Below are 19,265 nucleotides of genomic sequence, written 5' to 3' on the forward strand. Positions count from 1 at the left end.
ACAAAACTCCCGACCCCCCCCCCCCCTCCCTTCCCCCCCCCCCCCCCCCCCCCCTCCCCCCCCCCCCCCCACCCCCCCCCCCCCCCCCCCCGTCCGGTGCACCGCCGCCTGGAGCCCCACGGCTCCGCAGACCGGAGAACCCCCATGGATACTTCAGCGATACCCCAGTCCCCACCCCCCGCAGCGCCCGCCGCGCCCTCCGAGGTCAGCGGCAAGGCAGTCCGCCCCGGTGACCGCGTCTTCCTCGGTCTCTCGCGCGGCTCCGGCATCGCGCTGCTGGTGATCATGGCTGCCATCGCGGCCTTCCTCACCTACCGCTCCGTCCTCGCCGTCCAGGGCGACAAGGCGAACTTCTTCACCACCTTCGAGTGGGATCCGACCGGCGCCGAGCCCAAGTTCGGCATCGCCGTCCTCGCCTTCGGCACGGTCGTCAGCTCGGTCATCGCGATGGTCATCGCGGTACCCGTCGCGGTCGGCATCGCGCTCTTCATCTCGCACTACGCGCCGCGCAAGCTGGCCTCCCCGCTCGGCTACGTCATCGACCTGCTCGCCGCGGTCCCCAGCATCATCTACGGCCTGTGGGGCGCGCTCTTCCTCGTGCCGCACCTGAGCGGCCTGTACAGCTGGCTGGACAGCTACCTCGGCTGGACCGGGATCTTCAGCTACTCCCAGGGCGCCGCGCGTTCGCTGTTCACCGTCGGGATCCTGCTGGCGATCATGATCCTGCCGATCGTCACCAGCGTCAGCCGCGAGGTCTTCCTCCAGGTCCCCAAGACGCACGAGGAGGCCGCGCTCGCCCTCGGCGCCACGCGCTGGGAGGTCATCCGCATGTCGGTGCTGCCCTTCGGCCGCTCCGGCATCATCAGCGCCTCGATGCTGGGCCTGGGCCGCGCGCTCGGCGAGACCATGGCCGTCGCCACGGTCCTCTCCCCCAGCTTCCTCATCGGGCTCAGCCTGCTGGACCCGGGCGGCGGCACGTTCGCGCAGAACATCGCCAGCAAGTTCAGCGAGGCGGACACCTTCGGCCAGGACGCGCTGATCGCCTCCGGCCTCGTCCTCTTCGTCATCACGCTGCTCGTCAACGGCGCGGCCCGCCTGATCATCGCCCGCCGCAAGGAGTACTCGGGGGCCAACGCATGAGTAACGTCATCACCGAAGAGCGGCCGGTCGCGGACAGCGCGCCGCTGCCCCCCGTCTCCCTCCGGCAGGCCCGGCTGCCGCGCTGGTCCCCGCCGGTCTTCGCGCTGGCCGCCCTCGCCGCGGGCGTCGGCATCGGCCTCGCCGCCGGCCTGGACAGCAAGATCCAGTGGGGCCTGGTCGCCGCGCTGCTCTTCATCGTCGGCACGTTCGCGATCGCCGCCAAGGTCGAGGGCGCGCGGCAGGCCAAGGACCGGCTGGCCACCAGCCTGGTCTGGATCGCCTTCCTGCTCGCCGTCCTCCCGCTCGCCTCGCTCATCTGGGAGACCGTCGCCCGCGGCCGGAAGGTCCTGGACGGGTACTTCCTCTCCCACTCGATGGGCACGCTGCCGGACCAGATGGCCGGCGGCGGCATCTACCACGCGATCATCGGCACCCTGGAGCAGGTCGGCCTCGCCACCCTGATCGCCGCGCCGGTCGGCCTGCTGACCGCGATCTACCTCGTCGAGTACGGGCGCGGCCGGCTCGCCAAGGCCGTCACCTTCTTCGTCGACGTCATGACGGGCGTGCCCTCGATCGTCGCCGGCCTCTTCGTCTACTCGGCGTGGATCCTGATCCTCGGCTTCGGCCCCTCCGGCTTCGCCGGCGCCATGGCACTGGCCATCCTGATGATGCCGGTCGTGGTGCGCTCCGCGGAGGAGATGCTCAAGCTGGTGCCGAACGAGCTGCGCGAGGCGTCCCTCGCCCTCGGCGTACCGAAGTGGCGCACCATCCTCAAGGTCGTCCTGCCCACCTCCCTCGGCGGCATCACCACCGGCGTCATGCTGGCCATCGCCCGCATCACCGGCGAGACCGCGCCGGTACTGCTCCTGGTGTGGGGCGCCAAGACGATCAACAACAACCCCTTCGAAGGCGCCCAGCAGTCCCTGCCGCTGTACGTGTTCCAGCAGTGGCAGCAGGGCTCCGAGGCGAGCTACGACCGCGCCTGGGCCGCGGCCCTCGTCCTCATCGCCTTCGTCATGATCCTCAACCTGGTGGCCCGCGGCATCGCCCGCTGGAAGGCCCCGCAGCACTGATGTGCGGCTCCGCCGCGTGGCCGCCGCCGCGCTGCGCGAACCCGGAAAGAAGTTGTGATTCCCATGGCCAAGCGAATCGACGTCAGCGGCCTCTCCGCCTACTACGGCAGCCACAAGGCCATCGACGACATCTCCATGACCGTCGAGCCCCGCTCGGTGACGGCCTTCATCGGCCCCTCCGGCTGCGGCAAGTCCACCTTCCTGCGCACCCTGAACCGGATGCACGAGGTCACCCCCGGCGGCCGCGTCGAGGGCAAGGTGCTGCTGGACGACGAGGACCTCTACGGCTCCGGCGTCGACCCGGTCGCCGTCCGCCGCACCGTCGGCATGGTCTTCCAGCGCCCCAACCCCTTCCCCACCATGTCGATCTTCGACAATGTGGCGGCGGGCCTGCGCCTGAACGGCGCGGTGAAGAAGAAGTCCGAGCTGAACGACGTCGTCGAGAAGTCCCTCAAGGGCGCCAACCTCTGGAACGAGGTCAAGGACCGGCTGAACAAGCCCGGCTCCGGCCTCTCCGGCGGCCAGCAGCAGCGGCTGTGCATCGCCCGCGCGATCGCGGTCGAGCCGCAGGTCCTGCTGATGGACGAGCCCTGCTCCGCGCTCGACCCGATCTCCACCCTCGCCATCGAGGACCTGATCGGGGAGCTCAAGGAGCGCTTCACGATCGTCATCGTCACGCACAACATGCAGCAGGCCGCGCGCGTCTCGGACCGTACGGCGTTCTTCAACCTGGCCGCGGTCGGCCAGCCCGGCAAGCTCGTCGAGATCGACGAGACCGAGCGCATCTTCTCCAACCCGTCGGTCCAGGACACGGAGGACTACATCTCCGGCCGCTTCGGCTGAGTCGACGTGCGGCTCCGCCGCGTGGCCGACCCCTCAGACGTCCTGACCGACCCTTCCGCGTCCTGCGGTGCTGCATGGCGGTGCCACCGCAAGACGAAGGGCCCGCCCCCACTTCGGGGGCGGGCCCTCTTTGTCGTACCAGCGACCGGCTCAGCCGAACGCCAGGTTCACCACCCAGTACGCGAGAGCGGCCACCGCTCCCGCCGCCGGCATGGTGATGAACCAGCCCAGGATGATGTTCTTCGCGACGCCCCAGCGCACTGCGCTGACCCGCTTGGTGGCGCCCACACCCATGATCGCCGAGGTGATCACGTGGGTGGTGGAGATCGGCGCGTGGAACATGAACGCGGTGCTGAACATGATCGACGCACCGGTCGCCTCGGCGGCGAAGCCCTGCGGCGGATCCAGCTCGATGATCTTGCGGCCGAGGGTGCGCATGATGCGCCAGCCGCCCGCGTACGTACCGAGCGACAGCATCGCCGCACAGGCGATCTTCACCCAGATCGGGATGGGGTCGCCGTGGCCCTCGGCACCGCCGATGACCAGCGCCATCACCACGACGCCCATCGTCTTCTGGGCGTCCTGCAGACCGTGGCCGAGCGCCATGCCCGCCGCCGAGACCGTCTGCGCGATACGGAAGCCGCGCTTGGCCTTGTGCGGGTTGGAACCCTTGAACATCCAGAGGATGGCGACCATGACGAAGTAGCCGACGACCAGGCCGACCAGCGGTGACAGGAACATCGGGAGAACGATCTTCTCCCAGACGCCCGACCAGTAGACGGTCGAGGACCCGGCGAGCGCCGCGCCCACCATGCCGCCGAACAGCGCGTGCGAGGAGGACGACGGCAGACCGAAGTACCAGGTCACCATGTTCCACGCGATGGCGCCGACCAGCGCGGAAAAGAGGATCATCATCCCCTGTTTGCCGCTGGGCGTCTCGATCAGGCCCTCACTGACGGTCTTGGCCACCCCGCTGCCCAGGAAGGCGCCGGCGAGGTTCATCACCGCCGCCATCGCGAGCGCGGCCCGCGGCGTCAGCGCACGCGTCGAGACCGAGGTCGCGATCGCGTTCGCGGAGTCGTGAAAGCCGTTGGTGTACGTGAATCCGAGCGCGACCGCGATGGTCACGATGAGCGCGAAGGTGTCCATGGCCGGGGCTCAGGACTCCTTCACGGCGATCGTCTCGACCGTGTTGGCCACGTGCTCGAATGCGTCGGCCGCCTCTTCGAGGATGTCCACGATCTGCTTGAGCTTGAGCACCTCGATGGCGTCGTACTTGCCGTTGAAGAGGTGCGCGAGCAGCTTGCGGTGGATCTGGTCGGCCTGGTTCTCCAGACGGTTGACCTCGATCCAGTACTCGGTGAGGTTCGACATCGTCCGCAGGTTCGGCATGGCCTCGGCGGTCAGCTCGGCCGCCCGCGCCAGGACCTCGATCTGCTGGTCGACGCCCTTGGGCAGCTCCTCGACGTTGTAGAGGACGACCAGATCGACGGCCTCCTCCATGAAGTCCATGATGTCGTCGAGCGACGAGGCGAGGTTGTAGATGTCCTCGCGGTCGAACGGCGTGATGAACGAGGAGTTCAACTGGTGGAACACCGCGTGGGTGGCGTCGTCCCCCGCGTGCTCCGCCGCTCGCATCCTCTCGGCGATCTCTGCCCGCGCGGAGGCGTCCGCCCCGAGCAGTTCCATCAGGAGTTTTGAGCCCGTGACGATGTTGTCCGCAGAGGCGGCGAACATGTCGTAGAAGCTCGTCTCCCTGGGGGTCAGACGAAAGCGCACGTGAAATCCTCGGGGTGCATCGGATTCGGTCGAGATGATGCTAGGCGCATCATCCAGCCACTGCTAACCGGCATTACCTCAGTGTCGCCCATCGGGCAGCATGCTCTGCACGGGGTACCTGCCCCGCGGGCCGCGCGGGGTATCTCCCTCGTGCGCGAAATTCTGTACCATATACCCGCCAGGGGTATACGGACCGGCTACGTACCAGGGGAGAAGCCCATGACGACCACGGACGCCGACGCCGATGGCACGACCGCGGCCGCCGGGGCCTGCCACGGCGCGGAGCCGCAGGGCGTGCCCCAGGGCGACCCTGATGCCGTGACCAACCACGATCTGGGCATCCACGGGTACGCGAAGCAGAAGGACGCCCACATCAAGCGGCTGCGCCGCATCGAGGGTCAGATCCGGGGCCTCCAGCGGATGCTGGAGGAGGACGTCTACTGCATCGACATACTCACCCAGGTCTCGGCCAGCACGAAGGGCCTGCAGTCCTTCGGCCTGCAGCTTCTCGAGGAACACCTGCGGCACTGCGTCGCCGACGCGGCCATGAAGGGGCCGGAGGCCATCGACGAGAAGGTCAAGGAAGCCACCAAGGCCATCGAGCGCATGCTGCGTACCTGAGATACGCCGCCCGTCGGCCGGAAAGCGGGGCAGGGTCCGGGCCCCGATTGCTCTTCCTGGCCGTGCGGGTGAGTGATCCGGCGTGACGTATCCCACGCCGGGGCCGCGGCCGAAAATGACCGCTCCCTACAGCCGCTCGACGGTCGCGGAGCGCTGCTCCGCCACCACTGCGGATTCTCTGGCGTCACGGTCCGCGTCCACGTCCAGCACCTCGTCGATACGGTCCGGGCTGAGGCGGTCCTCCGGGGAGGTCGCCGCCGCGATCATCAACTCACCAGCCAGGTCGATCTCGACGAGGGCCACGTGGTCCTGAGCCATCTGACTGCGGTGCGGCGCCACGTACAACACCTCCTCCTTCGAGGCCCATGCCACTCTTCTGGCGGTTACCACCAAGGGTAGGGACGGTTGCACGCCCCGCGCATGGCACGGATGGACCATTTACGCCGCCCGGCAAGCCCTGCGGGCACGTGCCGGGCCCGGAGCCGCAGACCCGGGACGCCCCGCCCGGCCGCCCCGGCACACCTCATCCGCCGCCGGCCGCCGCGATCCGCCCCGTGTAGATGTCCGCCCGCCGCGGCAGCTCGACCGGCGCCTTCGTCCCGAAGCCGGCGAAGGTGAGCGTGGAGGTCACCTCCGTGCCGCGCGGCGAGCCGTTGGCGAAGGAGAACCGGTACTGCAGCTTGCGCAGCCGCCCGGCCTCGTCGAGGTACGCCTCGAACGGCACCGCGTCGGTCGTGAAGCCCCGCTCGGCCGCGGTCAGCGAGGGCTTGGTGCCCTTCGAAGCGGCGTCGGCGGCCACCCCGATGTCGGCCGTGCCGCGGTAGTGCCGCACGCGCACGCCGCGCAGCCGCTCCTCGCCCTCGTACGTCGCGCGCCGGGTGCCGCGCAGCAGCTCGGCCGCGGCCAGCGGATCGGTCGCGCCACCGGTGACGAGATTGCCGTCGGACAGCGCCGTGGTGTCCACCCGCACCCACTTGTCCGCGGGCACCCCGGCGCCGCGGTTCTTCATGTAGAGCGCGCCGGGCGCGAAGATCTCGGTGATCGGCTTGCGCACCCGGCCGTCCGGCCCGGCGGGCTCCGGCAGCACCAGCCGCAGCCGGCCCGTGCCGCGGCGGTAGTCGTAGTGGCCTCCGCCGCGGATGGCGACACGGGTGCCGCCGCTCGTGGTCTCCAGGGCCGTACGGACCTGTGAGGTGCCGCCGCGCACCAGCGCGTCGGCGCTCTGCCGGAGCGCCACCGAGGGGACGGGGCCCGCGGGCACGTCGTCGGCGGCGGCGCCATCCGTCGTACACCCCGATGTCAGCAGGCCGGCTCCCAGCGCCAGCCCCGCCGCCGTGGCGACGGCGACGGCCGTGCCGCTCCGTCTGTCCTGCACCACCATCGCGCACGAGCCCCCTGCCGCTGTCGCGCCGCCGTCCCGCCGCCGCACGGCGCGGCCGGCATCGGGCAACCATTTCGTTCAACGACCGTTCATGTGGCCCGTCACGCCCGCCTGGGCCAACCGGCAGTAGCGTGGCGGTGTGCCGTACGCGACCCAGGACCCGCAGCAGACCACCGCCACCGACGGCGCCGGCACCGGCGCCACCGCTACGCACCGCGCCACGACCACCGAGCGCGGCGCGTTCTGTCTCGCCCGGTGCAGCTGCGGCTGGTCGGGCCCGGCCCGCCGCGCCCGCTCCCAGGCCCGCACGGACGCGGAGCGGCACGCGGGCGGCAGCTGACCGGCTCGGCCCTCCCACGCCCCCGCAATCCCCTCTTTCACTCCGCACTCCCCGTTCCCGGCGGAACCCGCCGCCCCACTTCCGCATCTGGCTGGGGGAAGGGCAACGGGACAGCGCCTTCGGGGCGCGATTCGGCATAGGGGGCGGCCGTGAAGCGGCGCACACTTCTGGCAGCGGGCGGCGGGCTCGCGGCGACCACGGCGGCATGGGGAACGGCCTGGGGCACGGCCTACGGCTCAGGGATGGGCCGGGGGACCTCCTGGGACGCGCTCCGCACGGGCCTGGACGGGCAGCTGATACGGCCGGGCGACGCCGCGTACGCCACCGCGCGCCGCCTCTACAACACCCGTTACGACACGCTGAAGCCGGCGGCCGTGGCGTACGTGAAGCACGCCGCGGACATAGCGGAGTGCCTGAGCTTCGCGCGCAAGCACGGCACGCCCGTCGCCATTCGCAACGGCGGCCACTCCTACGCCGGCTGGTCCAGCGGCGACAACCGCCTGATCGTCGACGTCTCCGCGCTCTCCAAGGTCTCCGCGCCGTCCGGCGGCACCACCCGCATCGGCGCCGGCGCCAAGCTGATCGACGTGTACGAGGGCCTGGGCAAGCACGGCGTGACCGTCCCCGGCGGCTCCTGCCCGACCGTCGGCATCTCCGGCCTGACCCTCGGCGGCGGCCACGGTGTCGTCTCCCGCGCGTACGGACTGACCTGCGACAGCCTCGTCGGCGCCACGCTCGTCACGGCCGACGGCAAGACCCTGCACTGCGACATGAAGGAGCACGCCGATCTCTTCTGGGCGCTGCGCGGCGCGGGCAACGGCAACTTCGGCGTGGTCACCGAGCTGCGCTTCCGTACGCACAAGGCGCCGAGCGCGGTGATGGCGTACATGACCTGGCCGTGGTCGAAGGCGGCAGCCGTACTGCGCTCCTGGCAGGAGTGGGGGCCGGTGCAGGCCGACGAGATCTGGTCCAGCTGCCACCTCGACGCGCGCCCCGGCGGCACCCCGACCGTCTCCGTCGCCGCGTTCTCGCTCGGGTCGTACCGCGACCTCCAGAACGCCGTCGACAAGCTCGCCGACCGCGCGGGCGGCCCCGGCCCGGCCTCCTCCGTGTCGCTGAGGCCCAAGCCGTACCTGGACGCGATGGAGGCGTACGCGGGCTGCTCGACGAAGACCACCGCCCAGTGCCACCAGCCGGGCAAGGCCCCCGGGCACACCACCTCAGGGCAGCTGGGCCGGGAGACCTACGCGGCCCGTTCGGACTTCTTCGACCGCTCCCTGAGCGCGGCGGGCATCCGTACGGTCCTCGACCAGATCGAGCGCGCGGGCCGCAACGGCGTCAACGGCAACGTCGCGTTCACCGCCCTGGGTGGCGCGATCAACCGCGTGCAGCCGACCGCCACCGCCTTCGTGCACCGCCGCTCGCGCTTCCTCGCGCAGTACCTCGCCTCCTGGGCACCGGGCGGCACCGGCAAGGCCCAGAGCGGCTGGCTGGCCGGCATGCACACCGCGATGCGCCGGTACGCGTCCGGCGCCGCCTACCAGAACTACGCCGACCCGGCCCTGACGGACTGGAAGCAGGCGTACTACGGCGCGGCCGCCGGCCGCCTCGCCACGGTGAAGCAGGCGTACGACCCGCAGCACCTGTTCCGGACGTTCCCGCAGGCGCTGTAGCGCCCGGTTCTGACTACGCGTCGGCCCCGCCCGGTGTCCGGGCGGGGCCGACGCGTCTGTTCCTCGGCTCAGGGACGTCCGTCCCTCGGCTCAGGCGGCGAGGTCCTTGTCCCGGTCCTTGCGGCCGGCCGGCACCCCGTCCGTACGGCGCGGCGCGCCGGCCGGGCCGGGCGGCTCCGGAAACCCGTCGGGGCCCCCGGCCCCGACGGCACCGGCCGCCCCCGCGGGCCCGAACGCGTCCGTCACAGCCGCGCCGTCCCCCTCGCCCGCTCCGCCCGCGTGCGCCGTCCCGGCGCGGGGCACCTGGACCAGCGCACCGATGCGGGAGGCCGCGATCGCCTTCATGAGCGGCACGAGCAGCGCCTGGGCGAGCGGCGCGAACAGCAGCGCGACCGCCGTGCCCAGCGCGAACCCGCCGATGACGTCCGTCGGGTAGTGCACGCCCATGTAGACCCGGCACAGGCCCTCGAGGAGGGCCAGGCCGATGCCGATGAGCCCGTATTTGCGGTGCGCGATGAAGATGCCGACGCCGATGGCCATGGTCAGCGTGGCGTGATCGCTCACGAACGAGAAGTCGTTCTTGCCCGCGACCAGGACCTCCAGCCCCGAGTGGTCCTTGAACGGGCGTGGCCGCGCCACGAACTCCCGGATCGGGATGTTGGCCAGCAGCGCGATGCCGGCGGCCAGCGGCGCCCACACCAGGCCCGCCACGGCGGCGGGCGCGTCGGCCTTCTTGCGGGCGCCCCACCAGCCGATGAGACACAGGATCGCCAGCCCGGCGATGATGCCGTACTCGCCGACGTACTCCATCACCTGGTCGAACCAGTGCGGAGCGTCCTTGGCGAGGCCGTTGACCTCGTAGAGCAGGCCAACGTCGGGGTTCGACCCGTCCAGTGCGAGTCCAGCCATGTGCCGGGGCCCCTAACCTTTCGCGCGCGCGAGCGCCGTCCGAGTGCTGCCAACCCCCGTGGTCGTCGAGCAATTGCGGTGTGCGCCGCGCCGTCCGTCAGCCGTGCTCCGGCAGCGCCGCTCACTCCCACTCCAAGGAAACGTCATGCGCCCCCGCGACGTTCCACTTTCCACCGGATGATCACCAGGACGTTATCGAAGCTTGACTCATCTCCGCAGCTCAGGCCCCATGTTCACGCAGTGTTCCGACGGGGGAGCGCTTTTGCGCCATCTTCGGTGACGCGAGTGGCCCCGATGTAGTCAGGTGAGTCGATCTTGTCGAACCGGATCACCGCCCCCGTGTACGGGGCGTTGATCATGTAGCCGCCCCCCACGTAGATCCCCACGTGGTGGATCGACCGCGGGTCCTTCAAGTCGTACGCGAAGAACACCAGGTCCCCGGGGAGCAGCTCGTCCCGCTTCGGATGCGGCCCGGCGTTCCACTGGTCGTTGGCGACGCGGGGCAGCTCGACCCCGACCGACTGGAAAGCGGCTTTGGTCAGGCCCGAGCAGTCGAACCTGCCGCCCTGGTCCGCCGTTCCGTTCCCGCCCCACAGGTACGGCGTGCCGAGCTTCTTCTGTGCGTAGTAGATGGCCCCGGCCGCCTGCTGCGAGGGCTGCACCCGCTCGACCGGCGCCTCGAAGCTCTTCGCGAGGGTGGTGATGACCTTGACGTAATTCTGCGTCTCCCGGTACGGCGGCACGCCGTCGTGCTGGATGACCCGATAGGCGCCCGCGTTGTAGGCCGCGAGCATGTTGTGCGTGGCGTCCCCCGGGACATCCTTCACATACTTGGCCAATTCGCAGTCGTACGAGGCCGCCGACGCGATCGCGTCGTCCGGGTCCCACACGTCCTTGTCACCGTCGTTGTCCCCGTCGACGCCGTGCGTCGCCCACGTGCCGGGGATGAACTGCGCGAGCCCCTGCGCCGCCGCCGGGCTCTGCGCCTTGGGGTTCCAGCCGCTCTCCTGGTACAGCTGCGCGGCCAGCAGCGCCGGGTTGATCGCCGGACACAGTGCGCCCCACTTCTGCACGAGCGGCTGGTACGCCGCCGGCACCGCGCCCTTCGCCAGCCCGACGGCCCGTCCCGCGGCCCCGCCGAGCCCGGCCGCCGCGTACGTACCGATGATCAACAGCGCGACAAAACAGGCACCGAGGCCCGCGCCGATGCCCGCACCCACCCAGACCTTGCGCACCGCACCCCTCACCCCCACGTCGACCCCCGTCAGGCTACCGACGAACCGTGTCCGTGTCCGCCCCGCCTCAAACCGGCGTTCCCCGCACACAGTTCCCCTCGGCCACGCCCGCGCCACCCTTCGGCCACGGCCTCGCCGCCCTCCCGGCCGTCAATTGCTCAGCGTGACCGCGCATGGTACACACGGTGAAAATGCCGGGCCCTACGGACGACGCGTACACCCCTGTCCTCGTCGCCCACACGGGATCCGCCAAAGTTTGACGCCAAGTCGACATCGCCACAGGCAATTGTCAGCGAAGATAGAGGCTGGCCGTGCCATGTGGTGCGGGAGACAACTACCCAATAGGGGCGGTGAGTTCACTTATGTTCATTGCGGCCGAAAAGGGCGACATCACCACCATTATCGGCGGAATCGCCCCTGACTGGGGCCCGTTCGGGAGTCTCGGCAACGAGGCACGCGTCATGGTCGAGGTGGTGATGGCGGTGGCCATCCTCCTCTGCCTCGGCATCGCGATCTGGGGTGCGGCGAAGCAGCGCATCGGCGCCACGGCCCTCCGCGACACCTTCAGCGCCGAGCAGGGCAAGGGCCTGATCGTCGCCGGACTGACCGGCGTCTTCATCATCGGGTCACTGGGCACCCTCTTCACCATCGTCTACGGCATGGCGGTCTAGCCGGCCGAAACGTCACCGCCCGCCGGGCCGCGCGGCAGCCGTCGCGCACCGGCCCGCCGCCTCCGTCCCGTACACCCGTCGTACGCCCGTCCGTACGCCCCGCCCGTCCGTCCGCGCGCCCACCGCGCGCTCTTCCGCGCCACGCCCCGGCTCACGTCCCATGGTCGTCGTCTGTGCGCGGCCGCCCCACCTGGCCCACATTCCCACCCGAGGCCACATGCTGATGCCCACTCCGACCACCCACCCACAGCGGACTCCCAACCCGCCGCGTAGTTATCCACAGGCGCTGCGGGCGGGTTCGCCGTTCCGTCACAGTGGGGTGTACTCGTACCAGGACGCCCTGGCCGCCTCGCACGCGGCTACGGTCGTACCCGGGTTGCGGCAAGGCGACGGCGAAAACGGCAGCGATGCCGGTTGAGGGGGCACAGGCACCATGAGTCTCGGAGATGACGGAGCGTACGGCGGCGGGGAGTACGGCGGCCAGGGTCCCGCCGGCCAGACGCGCACCAGACTGCCCGGCGGCGAGGGCGACGTGTACGGCACCGGCCGCCGCCCCCGCGGCGGCATGTCCAGCCGCAATCTGGTGACGATCGTCGGCGTGGTCGTGCTGCTCATCGCAGCCATCGCCTTCGCCAACCGCGGCGGCCACACCTCCGATTCCTCCTCCCCCGACAACACCTCCGGCGCCCCGGCCGCCCAGCCCACAAGCCCCACAGGCCAACACCCGGTCTCCGGCAAGAACCCCCAAAACCCCGCCATCCCTTCCGACTTCCCCAAGTCGGAAGCGGGGGCGCAGTCGGCGGCGGCGAATTATGCGGTGGCGCTCGCCAGTGACGGTATGTACAGGTCGGACGCGCGCGACGCGATCGTCGACGCGGTGTACACGCCGACCGCCGCGGCTGCCCGCAAACAGAGCCTGCGCAAGATCTACGACGATCCCGAGTTCCTGGCCGGCATCGGCCTCGACAAGAATGGCAAGGCTCCGGACGGCATGACCTTCGTGTCCCGGGCGAATCCGGTCGGTACGAAGGTCGAGAAGTTCGAGGGGACCTCCGCGAAGGTCGCTGTCTGGTACTCCTCCCTGTTCGGCCTCGCCGGCGAAGGCTCCGAGAACCCGGTCGCGGAGAGTTGGTACACGACGACCATGAAACTGCAGTGGGCCGGTGGCGACTGGAAGATCGCCGACCTCTCGCAGAAGAACGGGCCGGCGCCGGTCGGCCGTGACCAGGCCGCCGCGACGGCCGAGGAGATGTCCAAGGCCGTCGAAGGGTTCGGAGGGTTCACGTATGCCCGGTAAGCCTCAACTCACCGGTACACCCGGCCGCCGCGCCCTCTCATTCGCGGCGCTGTTCGCCGGCCTCCAGATGTGGGCCGTGCTCTTCGCCTCGCGCGCCTTCGCCGCGCCGTCGCCCAAGCCGAGCGACAACCCTTGCGAGCTCCTCTCCGACAAGGCGAAGGAGCTCTGCGAGGAGCGCGGCTCGGGAGGGAGCGGTGGTTCCTCCCCCTCTCCCGGTATCTCCGACAGCAACCCCCTCGACCCCCTCCAGTCCCTCGCCAAGGGATGTGCCGACGCCGCCGCGTGGATTGTCACCAAGCTGTCCGAAGCCGTGAAGGCGACCACGCAGGTCGACTTCACGAACGCCGCGTTCCTGCGCCAGTACGCCGTCGTCTTCGCCGCCTCCACCGTGCTCACGCTCGTGCTCTGGCTGCTCGCCGTGGCCAAGCGCGCCGTCCGCGGCGTTCGCCTCACCGAGGCCATCGGTGAGGCGGTCGGCTTCCTGTGGCTCACCGTCCTCGCCTCCGCCTTCACCCCCCTGATCCTCTACACCGTCGTCTCCGCCGCCGACGGCGTCACCGAGATCATCGCCAAGGGCACCGGCGCCCAGACGGACATCTTCTTCGGCTCCTTCTCCGAGGCCCTGAAGAAGGGGACGGACATCGGCGGCGGCCCGATCATGCTGATCGTCGTCGCCCTCGTGTCCGTGCTCGCGGCCGGCATCCTCTGGCTGGAGCTGGTCATCCGCGCCGCCCTGCTCTACGTCGGCGCCCTGCTCGGCACGGTCGTCTACGCCGGCCTCGTCGACAAGAACATGTGGGGCCACGTCCGCCGCTGGGCCGGCATCATGATCGCGGTGATCATGGTCAAACCGGTCATCGTGATCGTGCTGGGCATCGCCGGCGCCCTCTCCTCCGAGAAGGGCCCCGACTCCTTCTCCGCCGTCGTCTCCGGCCTCGCCATCATCCTGCTCGCCATCTTCGCGAGCGCGATGATCTACCGCTTCGTCCCCGGCTTCGGCGACGAGATCATGGCGGCGCGCACGAGCAAGAAGGCGGCGACGGACGGCAGTCAGGCCGCCGCCCTCATCTCCTCCCCCGCCGCCCTGGTCTCCCAGGGCATCAAGACGCACAGTTCGCGCAACGGAGGCAACGGCTCCGGCGACGGCGGCAACAGCAGCGGCGGCCAGTCCCGCCCGGCAGACGCCGTGGCCGGCGGCGTCGCCGCGCACAGCTCCCGCAGCGGCTCGGGCGGCTCCGGCGGCTCCGGCGCGGCCGCCCCGCCCGCACCCCGTACGAGCCCAGGCCCCCGCCCCGGCGCGGCCTCGGGCGGTTCCGCCCGCACCGGCAAAACAGCAGGAGGTGATGGGCGTTGAGCACCCAGTCCCACCCGATCGCGCCCCGACGCACGTATCTGATCGGCCGCGCCCGCCCCAACGCCGTCATCGGCAAGAACCGCGAGACCGGCGAGATCGCCCTGATCATCGCGGGCGCGTTCCTCGGCATGATGTGCGGCCTCCTGGTCCCCGTCCTGCCGCTGCGCATCGTGACGCTCACCGGCTTCCCGATGCTGGCCCTGGCCGCGGTGTACGTCCCGTACCGCGGCCGGACGTTCTACAAGTGGTTCGAGATCAACCGCAGTTACAAGCGCACCCTGCGGCGGGGGACGACGTACCGCTCCACCGCGCCCGAGGCCGGCATCAGCCTCGACGGCCGCGAGGTGGAGATCGGCCCGCCGCCCGGCATCGGCCGCATCAACTGGCTCGCCGCGCCCTTCGGCCCGGACGAGATCGCCGTACTGCTGCACGCCGACCGCCGCACCGTCACCGCGGCGATAGAGATCGAGGGCCCGGGCGTCGGCCTGCGCGACAGCGAGGACCAGGAGGCCCTGGTCGACCGCTTCGGGACGCTGCTCAAGCACGTCGCGAACGGCGACGGGTTCGTGACCCGCCTGCAGATGCTCGCCCGCACCCTCCCCGCCGACCCGGACGCGCACGCCAAGGACGTAGCCCAGCGCGGCGACCGGAACTCCCCGGCCTGGCTGCAGGACTCCTACGACCAGCTGCAGTCGATGGTCTCCACCTCCTCCGAGCAGCACCGCGCGTACCTCGTCGCCTGCATGCACTACACGCGCGAGCTGGCCGCCGAGGCGGAGACCATGGCCCGCGCGGCCCGCACGCACCACGGCGGGCTGCTCCGAAAGCGCCTGGACAAGGACGCGGGCCTCGCCGTCGTCATGGCCCGCGAGCTGACCGACATCTGCGCCCGCCTTGCCGAGGCCGACATCCGCGTACGCCAGCCCCTCGGCCAGGCCCGGCTCTCGTCCCTCGTGCACTCCATGTACGACCCGGACCACCCCATCGACCACATCCAGGCGATGAGCAAGCGCAACGCCTGGCCGGCCGAGCTGGACGCGATGGAGCCCACGTACCTCCAGGCCAAGACCCGCGAGTCGACGACCCGCGCGCCCTGGTGCCACGCCACCGCGTGGGTCAAGGAGTGGCCGCTGACCCCGGTCGGCGTCAACTTCCTCGCGCCGCTGCTCGTGCACACCCCTGATGTGATCCGTACGGTCGCGGTCTGCATGGACCTCGAGCCGACCGAGGTCGCGATCGAACGCATGCTGACCGAGAAGACCAACGACGACGCGGAAGCCAGCCGCGCGGCCAAGATGAACCGCGTCGTGGACCCGCGCGACGTCGCCCACCACGGCCGCGTCGACCAGCGCGGCGAGGACCTGGCGTCCGGCGCGGCCGGCGTGAACCTCGTCGGTTACCTCACCGTCTCCGCCCGCTCCCCCGAGGCGCTGGCCCGCGACAAGCGGACCATCCGCGCCTCGGCCGGCAAGTCCTACCTCAAGCTGGAGTGGTGCGACCGCGAGCACCACAGGGCATTCGTCAACACGCTTCCGTTCGCGACCGGGATCCGCCGCTAAGCCGCTGGGAGGCGCGTACGTCATGGCCATGCTCGATCCGCTCGCCGCGATCACCGAGGCGTTCACCAGCTTCCTGTTCGGGAAGGTGGAGACGACCAGGCTGCCCGTACGGACCTCCACCGGGCAGGCCCAGGCCGTCTATCTGCCCACCGCGGCGCCAGGTCTCGGCGACTCCGGCGTGATCATCGGCCGCGAGGTGTACAGCGGCAAGGGGTACATCTACGACCCCTTCCAGCTGTACGGCCAGCAGCTGCCCGCCCCGCACTGGCTCGTCCTCGGCGAGTCCGGCAACGGCAAGTCCGCGCTGGAGAAGACGTACGTACTGCGTCAGCTGCGCTTCCGCGACCGCCAGGTCGTCGTCCTGGACGCACAGGGCGAGGACGGCGTCGGCGAGTGGAACCTCATCGCCGAACAGCTCGGCATAACCCCGATCCGGCTGGACCCCACGGCGGCGTTGAACGGCGGCATCCGCCTCAACCCACTGGACCCGTCGATCACCACCACCGGCCAGCTGGCGCTGCTCCGCACGATCATCGAGGTGGCCATGGGCCACGGCCTCGACGAGCGCTCCGGCTTCGCCCTCAAGGTCGCGCACGCGGCTGTGCTCAATGGGTTCGGCTCCGCCGAGGGCAACGAGACCCGCACCGACCGCCAGCCTGTCCTCACCGACATCGTCGAGCAACTCCGCCACCCGAAGCCGGAGTCGGCCGAGGCCATGAACGTCGACCTGGACGACGTACGGGCCTGGGGCCTGGACGTGGCCCTCGTACTGGACCGCCTCGTCGACGGTGACCTCCGCGGCATGTTCGACGGCCCGACCACGGCCGGCATCGACCTCGACGCGCCGCTCATCGTCTTCGACCTCTCCCACATCGACCGCAACTCGATCGCGATGCCGATCCTGATGGCGATCGTGGGCGTCTGGCTGGAGCACACCTGGATCCGCCCCGACCGGAAGAAACGGATCTTCCTGGTCGAGGAGGCCTGGCACATCATCAACTCCCCGTTCGTCGCCCAGCTCTTCCAGCGCCTGCTGAAGTTCGGCCGGCGCCTGGGCCTCTCCTTCGTCGCCGTCGTCCACCACCTCAGCGACGTCGTGGACGGCGCGGCCGCACGGGAGGCGGCGGCCATCCTCAAGATGGCGTCGACGAGGACGATCTACGCCCAGAAGGCGGACGAGGCACGGGCCACGGGGCGGGTCTTGGGCCTCCCACGGTGGGCGGTGGAGATCATCCCCACCCTGACCCCCGGCATCGCGGTCTGGGACGTCAACGGCAACGTCCAGGTCGTCAAGCACCTGATCACCGAGGCCGAACGCCCGCTCGTCTACACCGACCGCGCCATGACCGAGTCCTCCGTGGCCGACGCCTCGGCCCAGCCCACGGACGAGGCCCTGGCCCTGGAGCGCGCGGCGGACGCCGAGGCAGAAGCACGCGCCGAGGCAATGGCCCTGGCCCGCCAGCTCAGCAACGAATCGAGCGAGACGGTGGCATAGAAGGCAGGCCGCAAGCGGCGGGAAGTACGGACGGCACGAAGAACGAGCGCCCGGTAGTCGGTGGCGTAAGAGAGACGGACCGACGGGCGGTACGAAGGACGGGTCGGTGGCGTGAGCGACGGGTACGACCGATACGACCGGCAGGGGCAGGCGTACGGAGCCAACGGAGCCGGTGGCGGCGCGGGCCGGGACGGCGGGGCCGGGCCCCGGCGACGGGAGCGCGGCATCCCCGACTCGTTGCTCGTCGGCGTGCTGGCCTTCCTCCTGGGCCTGACGGTCCTGGTGTGGCTCGCCACGGGACTCTCCGGCCTCTTCGCCCACGGCAGCTGGCCCGACCGGCTGACGTTCACCCGCACCCCCCTCGCCATGCGCGAACTGGTCACCCAGCCGCACGACTTGCCGGCGGCCTGGCCCGATACCCCCGACGGCCAGCTCGCGGGCTACGGCCTCTTCTGGGGCGTCCTCATCAGCGAACTGATGGTCCTCGTCGTCCTCACGATCTTCGCCCTCGGCACGCTCACCCGCTTCCGAGCGGTACGCGCGGAACGCCGCGCGAACCGACTCGCCGAGGGGGCGGCGGTACCGGCCTCGCCCCCGGCGGCCCCGGAAGCGGTCCCTGAGGCGCCGGCCCCGGCCGACGCCTCACCCACAGCCGTAGACGGCCGTAAGACGAGTGCGGAGGTACTGGCCGTACCTGCGGCCGAACCGGCCCCGCAGCCGCCCCTGGACGCCCGTACCGACGCCCCTACCGGCATCCCCACCGGCGTTCCCGCCAGTGCCGTCACGGACACCCCCGCGCTCCCCCGCGTCCACTATCACCACCGCTCCGAGCGCCCCGCTGCCCGCGCCGCCGCGCTCGCCGCGATCACCGCCGCCGAAGGGCCGCTCCTCGTGGCGACGACCGACCCGACGCTCTGGGCCGAGAGCAAAGACGCCCGGGCGAAGCTCGGTCCGCTGCACGCGTACGACCCGCTGCACCTCCTCGACACCCCGGCCCGCCTGCGCTGGTCGCCCACCGCGGGCTGCGAGGACATCGCCGTCGCCGGTACCCGCGCGACCGCCCTCCTCGCCCCCGTCCGCCCGATGAGCACGCTCGACTCGGCCCTGGCGGACGCCGCTGAGACGTTGCTGCGCTGCTGGCTGCACGCGGCCGCCGTGGACGGCAGGCCGTTCCGGCAGATCCACCGCTGGGCCCAGGGCAGCGGCGCCGCGCACGAGCCCGTACGCATCCTCCGTACGAACTCCAAGGCCGCGGCCGGCCGCGCCGGCGAGCTGGAGTCCGTACTGACCGCCCACCCCGAACGCCGCGACATGGCCCAGCAATTGGTCGCCCGCGCGCTCGCCGCCCTCTCCTCCGTCCACATCCGGGACGCCTGCAATCCGGGGCGGGCCGATGCGCTCGCGCTTGATTCCTACGTGGCGGAAGGGGGAACGCTCTACGTAGTGGGCGAGTCGATCGAGGACCCGCGTACGACACCGGGTGCGATGCCTTTGCTCACCGCACTCGTCTCGAGCGTGGTCGAGCGCGGCCGCCGCATGGCCGAACGGTCATCTGACGGTCGCCTCGACCCACCACTCACCCTGGTCCTCGACGACATCGCAGCCCTCGCCCCGATCCCCGCGCTCCCCGCGCTCCTCGAATCGGGCGCCGCCCAGGGCCTCCTGACCCTCGCCACCCTCCGCTCCCCCGAACAGTCCCGCACCCGCTGGCCCCACGCCCCCCTGCCGGCCTGAGCGCCGGTCCAGGCCGGGGGCTCGGCCCGTCTGGCCTGTGCCCTACCGCACTATTGCCGTGGCCCTAAACGCAGAAAAGCCCCGCACCATGAGGTGCGGGGCTTTCCCACAATGATTGTTCGGCGGCGTCCTACTCTCCCACAGGGTCCCCCCTGCAGTAC

Annotated in this window: 18 protein-coding genes; 12 read left to right on the forward strand and 6 right to left on the reverse strand. The window is 70.9% G+C overall.

Annotated features, from left to right (window positions below):
* Window positions 1-144 precede the first annotated feature (144 nt).
* From pstC to pstB, 3 genes are all read left to right on the forward strand, one after another.
* Window positions 145-1,140: a phosphate ABC transporter permease subunit PstC gene (pstC, locus tag ACZ4MH_RS33690; protein ID WP_351594229.1), complete on the forward strand. Its 996-nt coding sequence runs from the start codon at window positions 145-147 to the stop codon at window positions 1,138-1,140.
* Window positions 1,137-2,213, forward strand: coding sequence for a phosphate ABC transporter permease PstA (gene pstA / locus ACZ4MH_RS33695; RefSeq protein WP_351594232.1), 1,077 nt, complete (start codon window positions 1,137-1,139; stop codon window positions 2,211-2,213). Before pstC ends, pstA begins: the two co-directional genes overlap by 4 nt.
* A gap of 63 nt (window positions 2,214-2,276) precedes the next feature.
* Window positions 2,277-3,056: a phosphate ABC transporter ATP-binding protein PstB gene (pstB, locus tag ACZ4MH_RS33700; protein ID WP_351594234.1), complete on the forward strand. Its 780-nt coding sequence runs from the start codon at window positions 2,277-2,279 to the stop codon at window positions 3,054-3,056.
* Between the two features lie 150 nt (window positions 3,057-3,206).
* Here the strand turns inward: pstB and ACZ4MH_RS33705 are convergent, their stop codons facing one another.
* Both ACZ4MH_RS33705 and ACZ4MH_RS33710 read right to left on the reverse strand, forming a co-directional pair.
* Window positions 3,207-4,205 (reverse strand): inorganic phosphate transporter, encoded by a 999-nt coding sequence (locus ACZ4MH_RS33705; RefSeq protein WP_351594237.1) that lies wholly within the window; start codon window positions 4,203-4,205, stop codon window positions 3,207-3,209.
* A gap of 9 nt (window positions 4,206-4,214) precedes the next feature.
* Window positions 4,215-4,835 carry a DUF47 domain-containing protein gene (locus ACZ4MH_RS33710; protein WP_030267458.1) on the reverse strand — a complete coding sequence of 207 codons (621 nt, stop codon included), beginning with the start codon at window positions 4,833-4,835 and terminating at the stop codon, window positions 4,215-4,217.
* 219 nt (window positions 4,836-5,054) lie between these two features.
* On the opposite strand from ACZ4MH_RS33710, the gene ACZ4MH_RS33715 reads away from it, so the two are divergent.
* Window positions 5,055-5,456, forward strand: a complete 402-nt coding sequence (locus ACZ4MH_RS33715) for a metal-sensitive transcriptional regulator (protein WP_351594242.1) — start codon at window positions 5,055-5,057, stop codon at window positions 5,454-5,456.
* A gap of 126 nt (window positions 5,457-5,582) precedes the next feature.
* Here ACZ4MH_RS33715 and ACZ4MH_RS33720 read toward each other — a convergent pair whose 3' ends face one another.
* Both ACZ4MH_RS33720 and ACZ4MH_RS33725 read right to left on the reverse strand, forming a co-directional pair.
* Window positions 5,583-5,774 (reverse strand): hypothetical protein, encoded by a 192-nt coding sequence (locus tag ACZ4MH_RS33720; protein WP_351594244.1) that lies wholly within the window; start codon window positions 5,772-5,774, stop codon window positions 5,583-5,585.
* Window positions 5,775-5,979: 205 nt separating this feature from the next.
* Window positions 5,980-6,837, reverse strand: coding sequence for an SCO4651 family lipoprotein (locus ACZ4MH_RS33725; protein WP_351594247.1), 858 nt, complete (start codon window positions 6,835-6,837; stop codon window positions 5,980-5,982).
* A 139-nt stretch (window positions 6,838-6,976) separates the two neighbouring features.
* Here ACZ4MH_RS33725 and ACZ4MH_RS33730 point away from each other — a divergent pair, with 139 nt between their 5' ends.
* Both ACZ4MH_RS33730 and ACZ4MH_RS33735 read left to right on the forward strand, forming a co-directional pair.
* Window positions 6,977-7,177 (forward strand): hypothetical protein, encoded by a 201-nt coding sequence (locus tag ACZ4MH_RS33730; RefSeq protein ID WP_351594250.1) that lies wholly within the window; start codon window positions 6,977-6,979, stop codon window positions 7,175-7,177.
* A 149-nt stretch (window positions 7,178-7,326) separates the two neighbouring features.
* Window positions 7,327-8,850, forward strand: a complete 1,524-nt coding sequence (locus ACZ4MH_RS33735; RefSeq protein WP_351594253.1) for an FAD-binding oxidoreductase — start codon at window positions 7,327-7,329, stop codon at window positions 8,848-8,850.
* A 90-nt stretch (window positions 8,851-8,940) separates the two neighbouring features.
* Here the strand turns inward: ACZ4MH_RS33735 and ACZ4MH_RS33740 are convergent, their stop codons facing one another.
* Window positions 8,941-9,759, reverse strand: coding sequence for a phosphatase PAP2 family protein (locus ACZ4MH_RS33740; RefSeq protein ID WP_467754849.1), 819 nt, complete (start codon window positions 9,757-9,759; stop codon window positions 8,941-8,943).
* 233 nt (window positions 9,760-9,992) lie between these two features.
* Window positions 9,993-10,994: a C40 family peptidase gene (locus ACZ4MH_RS33745; protein ID WP_351601876.1), complete on the reverse strand. Its 1,002-nt coding sequence runs from the start codon at window positions 10,992-10,994 to the stop codon at window positions 9,993-9,995.
* 362 nt (window positions 10,995-11,356) lie between these two features.
* On the opposite strand from ACZ4MH_RS33745, the gene ACZ4MH_RS33750 reads away from it, so the two are divergent.
* The 6 genes from ACZ4MH_RS33750 to ACZ4MH_RS33775 all read left to right on the forward strand — a co-directional run bounded on the left by ACZ4MH_RS33750 (window position 11,357) and on the right by ACZ4MH_RS33775 (window position 19,104).
* Window positions 11,357-11,665: a hypothetical protein gene (locus ACZ4MH_RS33750; RefSeq protein ID WP_031067282.1), complete on the forward strand. Its 309-nt coding sequence runs from the start codon at window positions 11,357-11,359 to the stop codon at window positions 11,663-11,665.
* 433 nt (window positions 11,666-12,098) lie between these two features.
* Window positions 12,099-12,962 carry a hypothetical protein gene (locus ACZ4MH_RS33755; RefSeq protein ID WP_351601870.1) on the forward strand — a complete coding sequence of 288 codons (864 nt, stop codon included), beginning with the start codon at window positions 12,099-12,101 and terminating at the stop codon, window positions 12,960-12,962.
* The gene (locus ACZ4MH_RS33760; protein WP_467754850.1) at window positions 12,952-14,316 is read left to right on the forward strand and encodes a hypothetical protein; all 1,365 of its coding nucleotides are present in this window, start codon (window positions 12,952-12,954) and stop codon (window positions 14,314-14,316) included. The genes ACZ4MH_RS33755 and ACZ4MH_RS33760 overlap by 11 nt, the downstream gene beginning before the upstream one ends.
* Window positions 14,313-15,875 carry an SCO6880 family protein gene (locus tag ACZ4MH_RS33765; protein ID WP_351601893.1) on the forward strand — a complete coding sequence of 521 codons (1,563 nt, stop codon included), beginning with the start codon at window positions 14,313-14,315 and terminating at the stop codon, window positions 15,873-15,875. Before ACZ4MH_RS33760 ends, ACZ4MH_RS33765 begins: the two co-directional genes overlap by 4 nt.
* 28 nt (window positions 15,876-15,903) lie before the next feature.
* Complete coding sequence (locus tag ACZ4MH_RS33770) at window positions 15,904-17,370, forward strand: ATP-binding protein (protein ID WP_351601899.1); 1,467 nt, start codon at window positions 15,904-15,906, stop codon at window positions 17,368-17,370.
* A 111-nt stretch (window positions 17,371-17,481) separates the two neighbouring features.
* Window positions 17,482-19,104, forward strand: coding sequence for a type IV secretory system conjugative DNA transfer family protein (locus tag ACZ4MH_RS33775; RefSeq protein ID WP_467754851.1), 1,623 nt, complete (start codon window positions 17,482-17,484; stop codon window positions 19,102-19,104).
* Window positions 19,105-19,265 lie beyond the last annotated feature (161 nt).

It is taken from the genome of Streptomyces sp. NPDC026301, assembly GCF_055567935.1.

Coding starts and splice junctions, on each gene's coding strand:
- pstC (WP_351594229.1), top strand. CDS start 145: ATGGATACTTCAGCGATACCCCAGTCCCCACCCCCCGCAGCGCCCGCC.
- pstA (WP_351594232.1), top strand. CDS start 1,137: ATGAGTAACGTCATCACCGAAGAGCGGCCGGTCGCGGACAGCGCGCCG.
- pstB (WP_351594234.1), top strand. CDS start 2,277: ATGGCCAAGCGAATCGACGTCAGCGGCCTCTCCGCCTACTACGGCAGC.
- ACZ4MH_RS33705 (WP_351594237.1), bottom strand. CDS start 4,205: ATGGACACCTTCGCGCTCATCGTGACCATCGCGGTCGCGCTCGGATTC.
- ACZ4MH_RS33715 (WP_351594242.1), top strand. CDS start 5,055: ATGACGACCACGGACGCCGACGCCGATGGCACGACCGCGGCCGCCGGG.
- ACZ4MH_RS33720 (WP_351594244.1), bottom strand. CDS start 5,774: ATGGCTCAGGACCACGTGGCCCTCGTCGAGATCGACCTGGCTGGTGAG.
- ACZ4MH_RS33725 (WP_351594247.1), bottom strand. CDS start 6,837: ATGGTGGTGCAGGACAGACGGAGCGGCACGGCCGTCGCCGTCGCCACG.
- ACZ4MH_RS33740 (WP_467754849.1), bottom strand. CDS start 9,759: ATGGCTGGACTCGCACTGGACGGGTCGAACCCCGACGTTGGCCTGCTC.
- ACZ4MH_RS33750 (WP_031067282.1), top strand. CDS start 11,357: ATGTTCATTGCGGCCGAAAAGGGCGACATCACCACCATTATCGGCGGA.
- ACZ4MH_RS33755 (WP_351601870.1), top strand. CDS start 12,099: ATGAGTCTCGGAGATGACGGAGCGTACGGCGGCGGGGAGTACGGCGGC.
- ACZ4MH_RS33760 (WP_467754850.1), top strand. CDS start 12,952: ATGCCCGGTAAGCCTCAACTCACCGGTACACCCGGCCGCCGCGCCCTC.
- ACZ4MH_RS33770 (WP_351601899.1), top strand. CDS start 15,904: ATGCTCGATCCGCTCGCCGCGATCACCGAGGCGTTCACCAGCTTCCTG.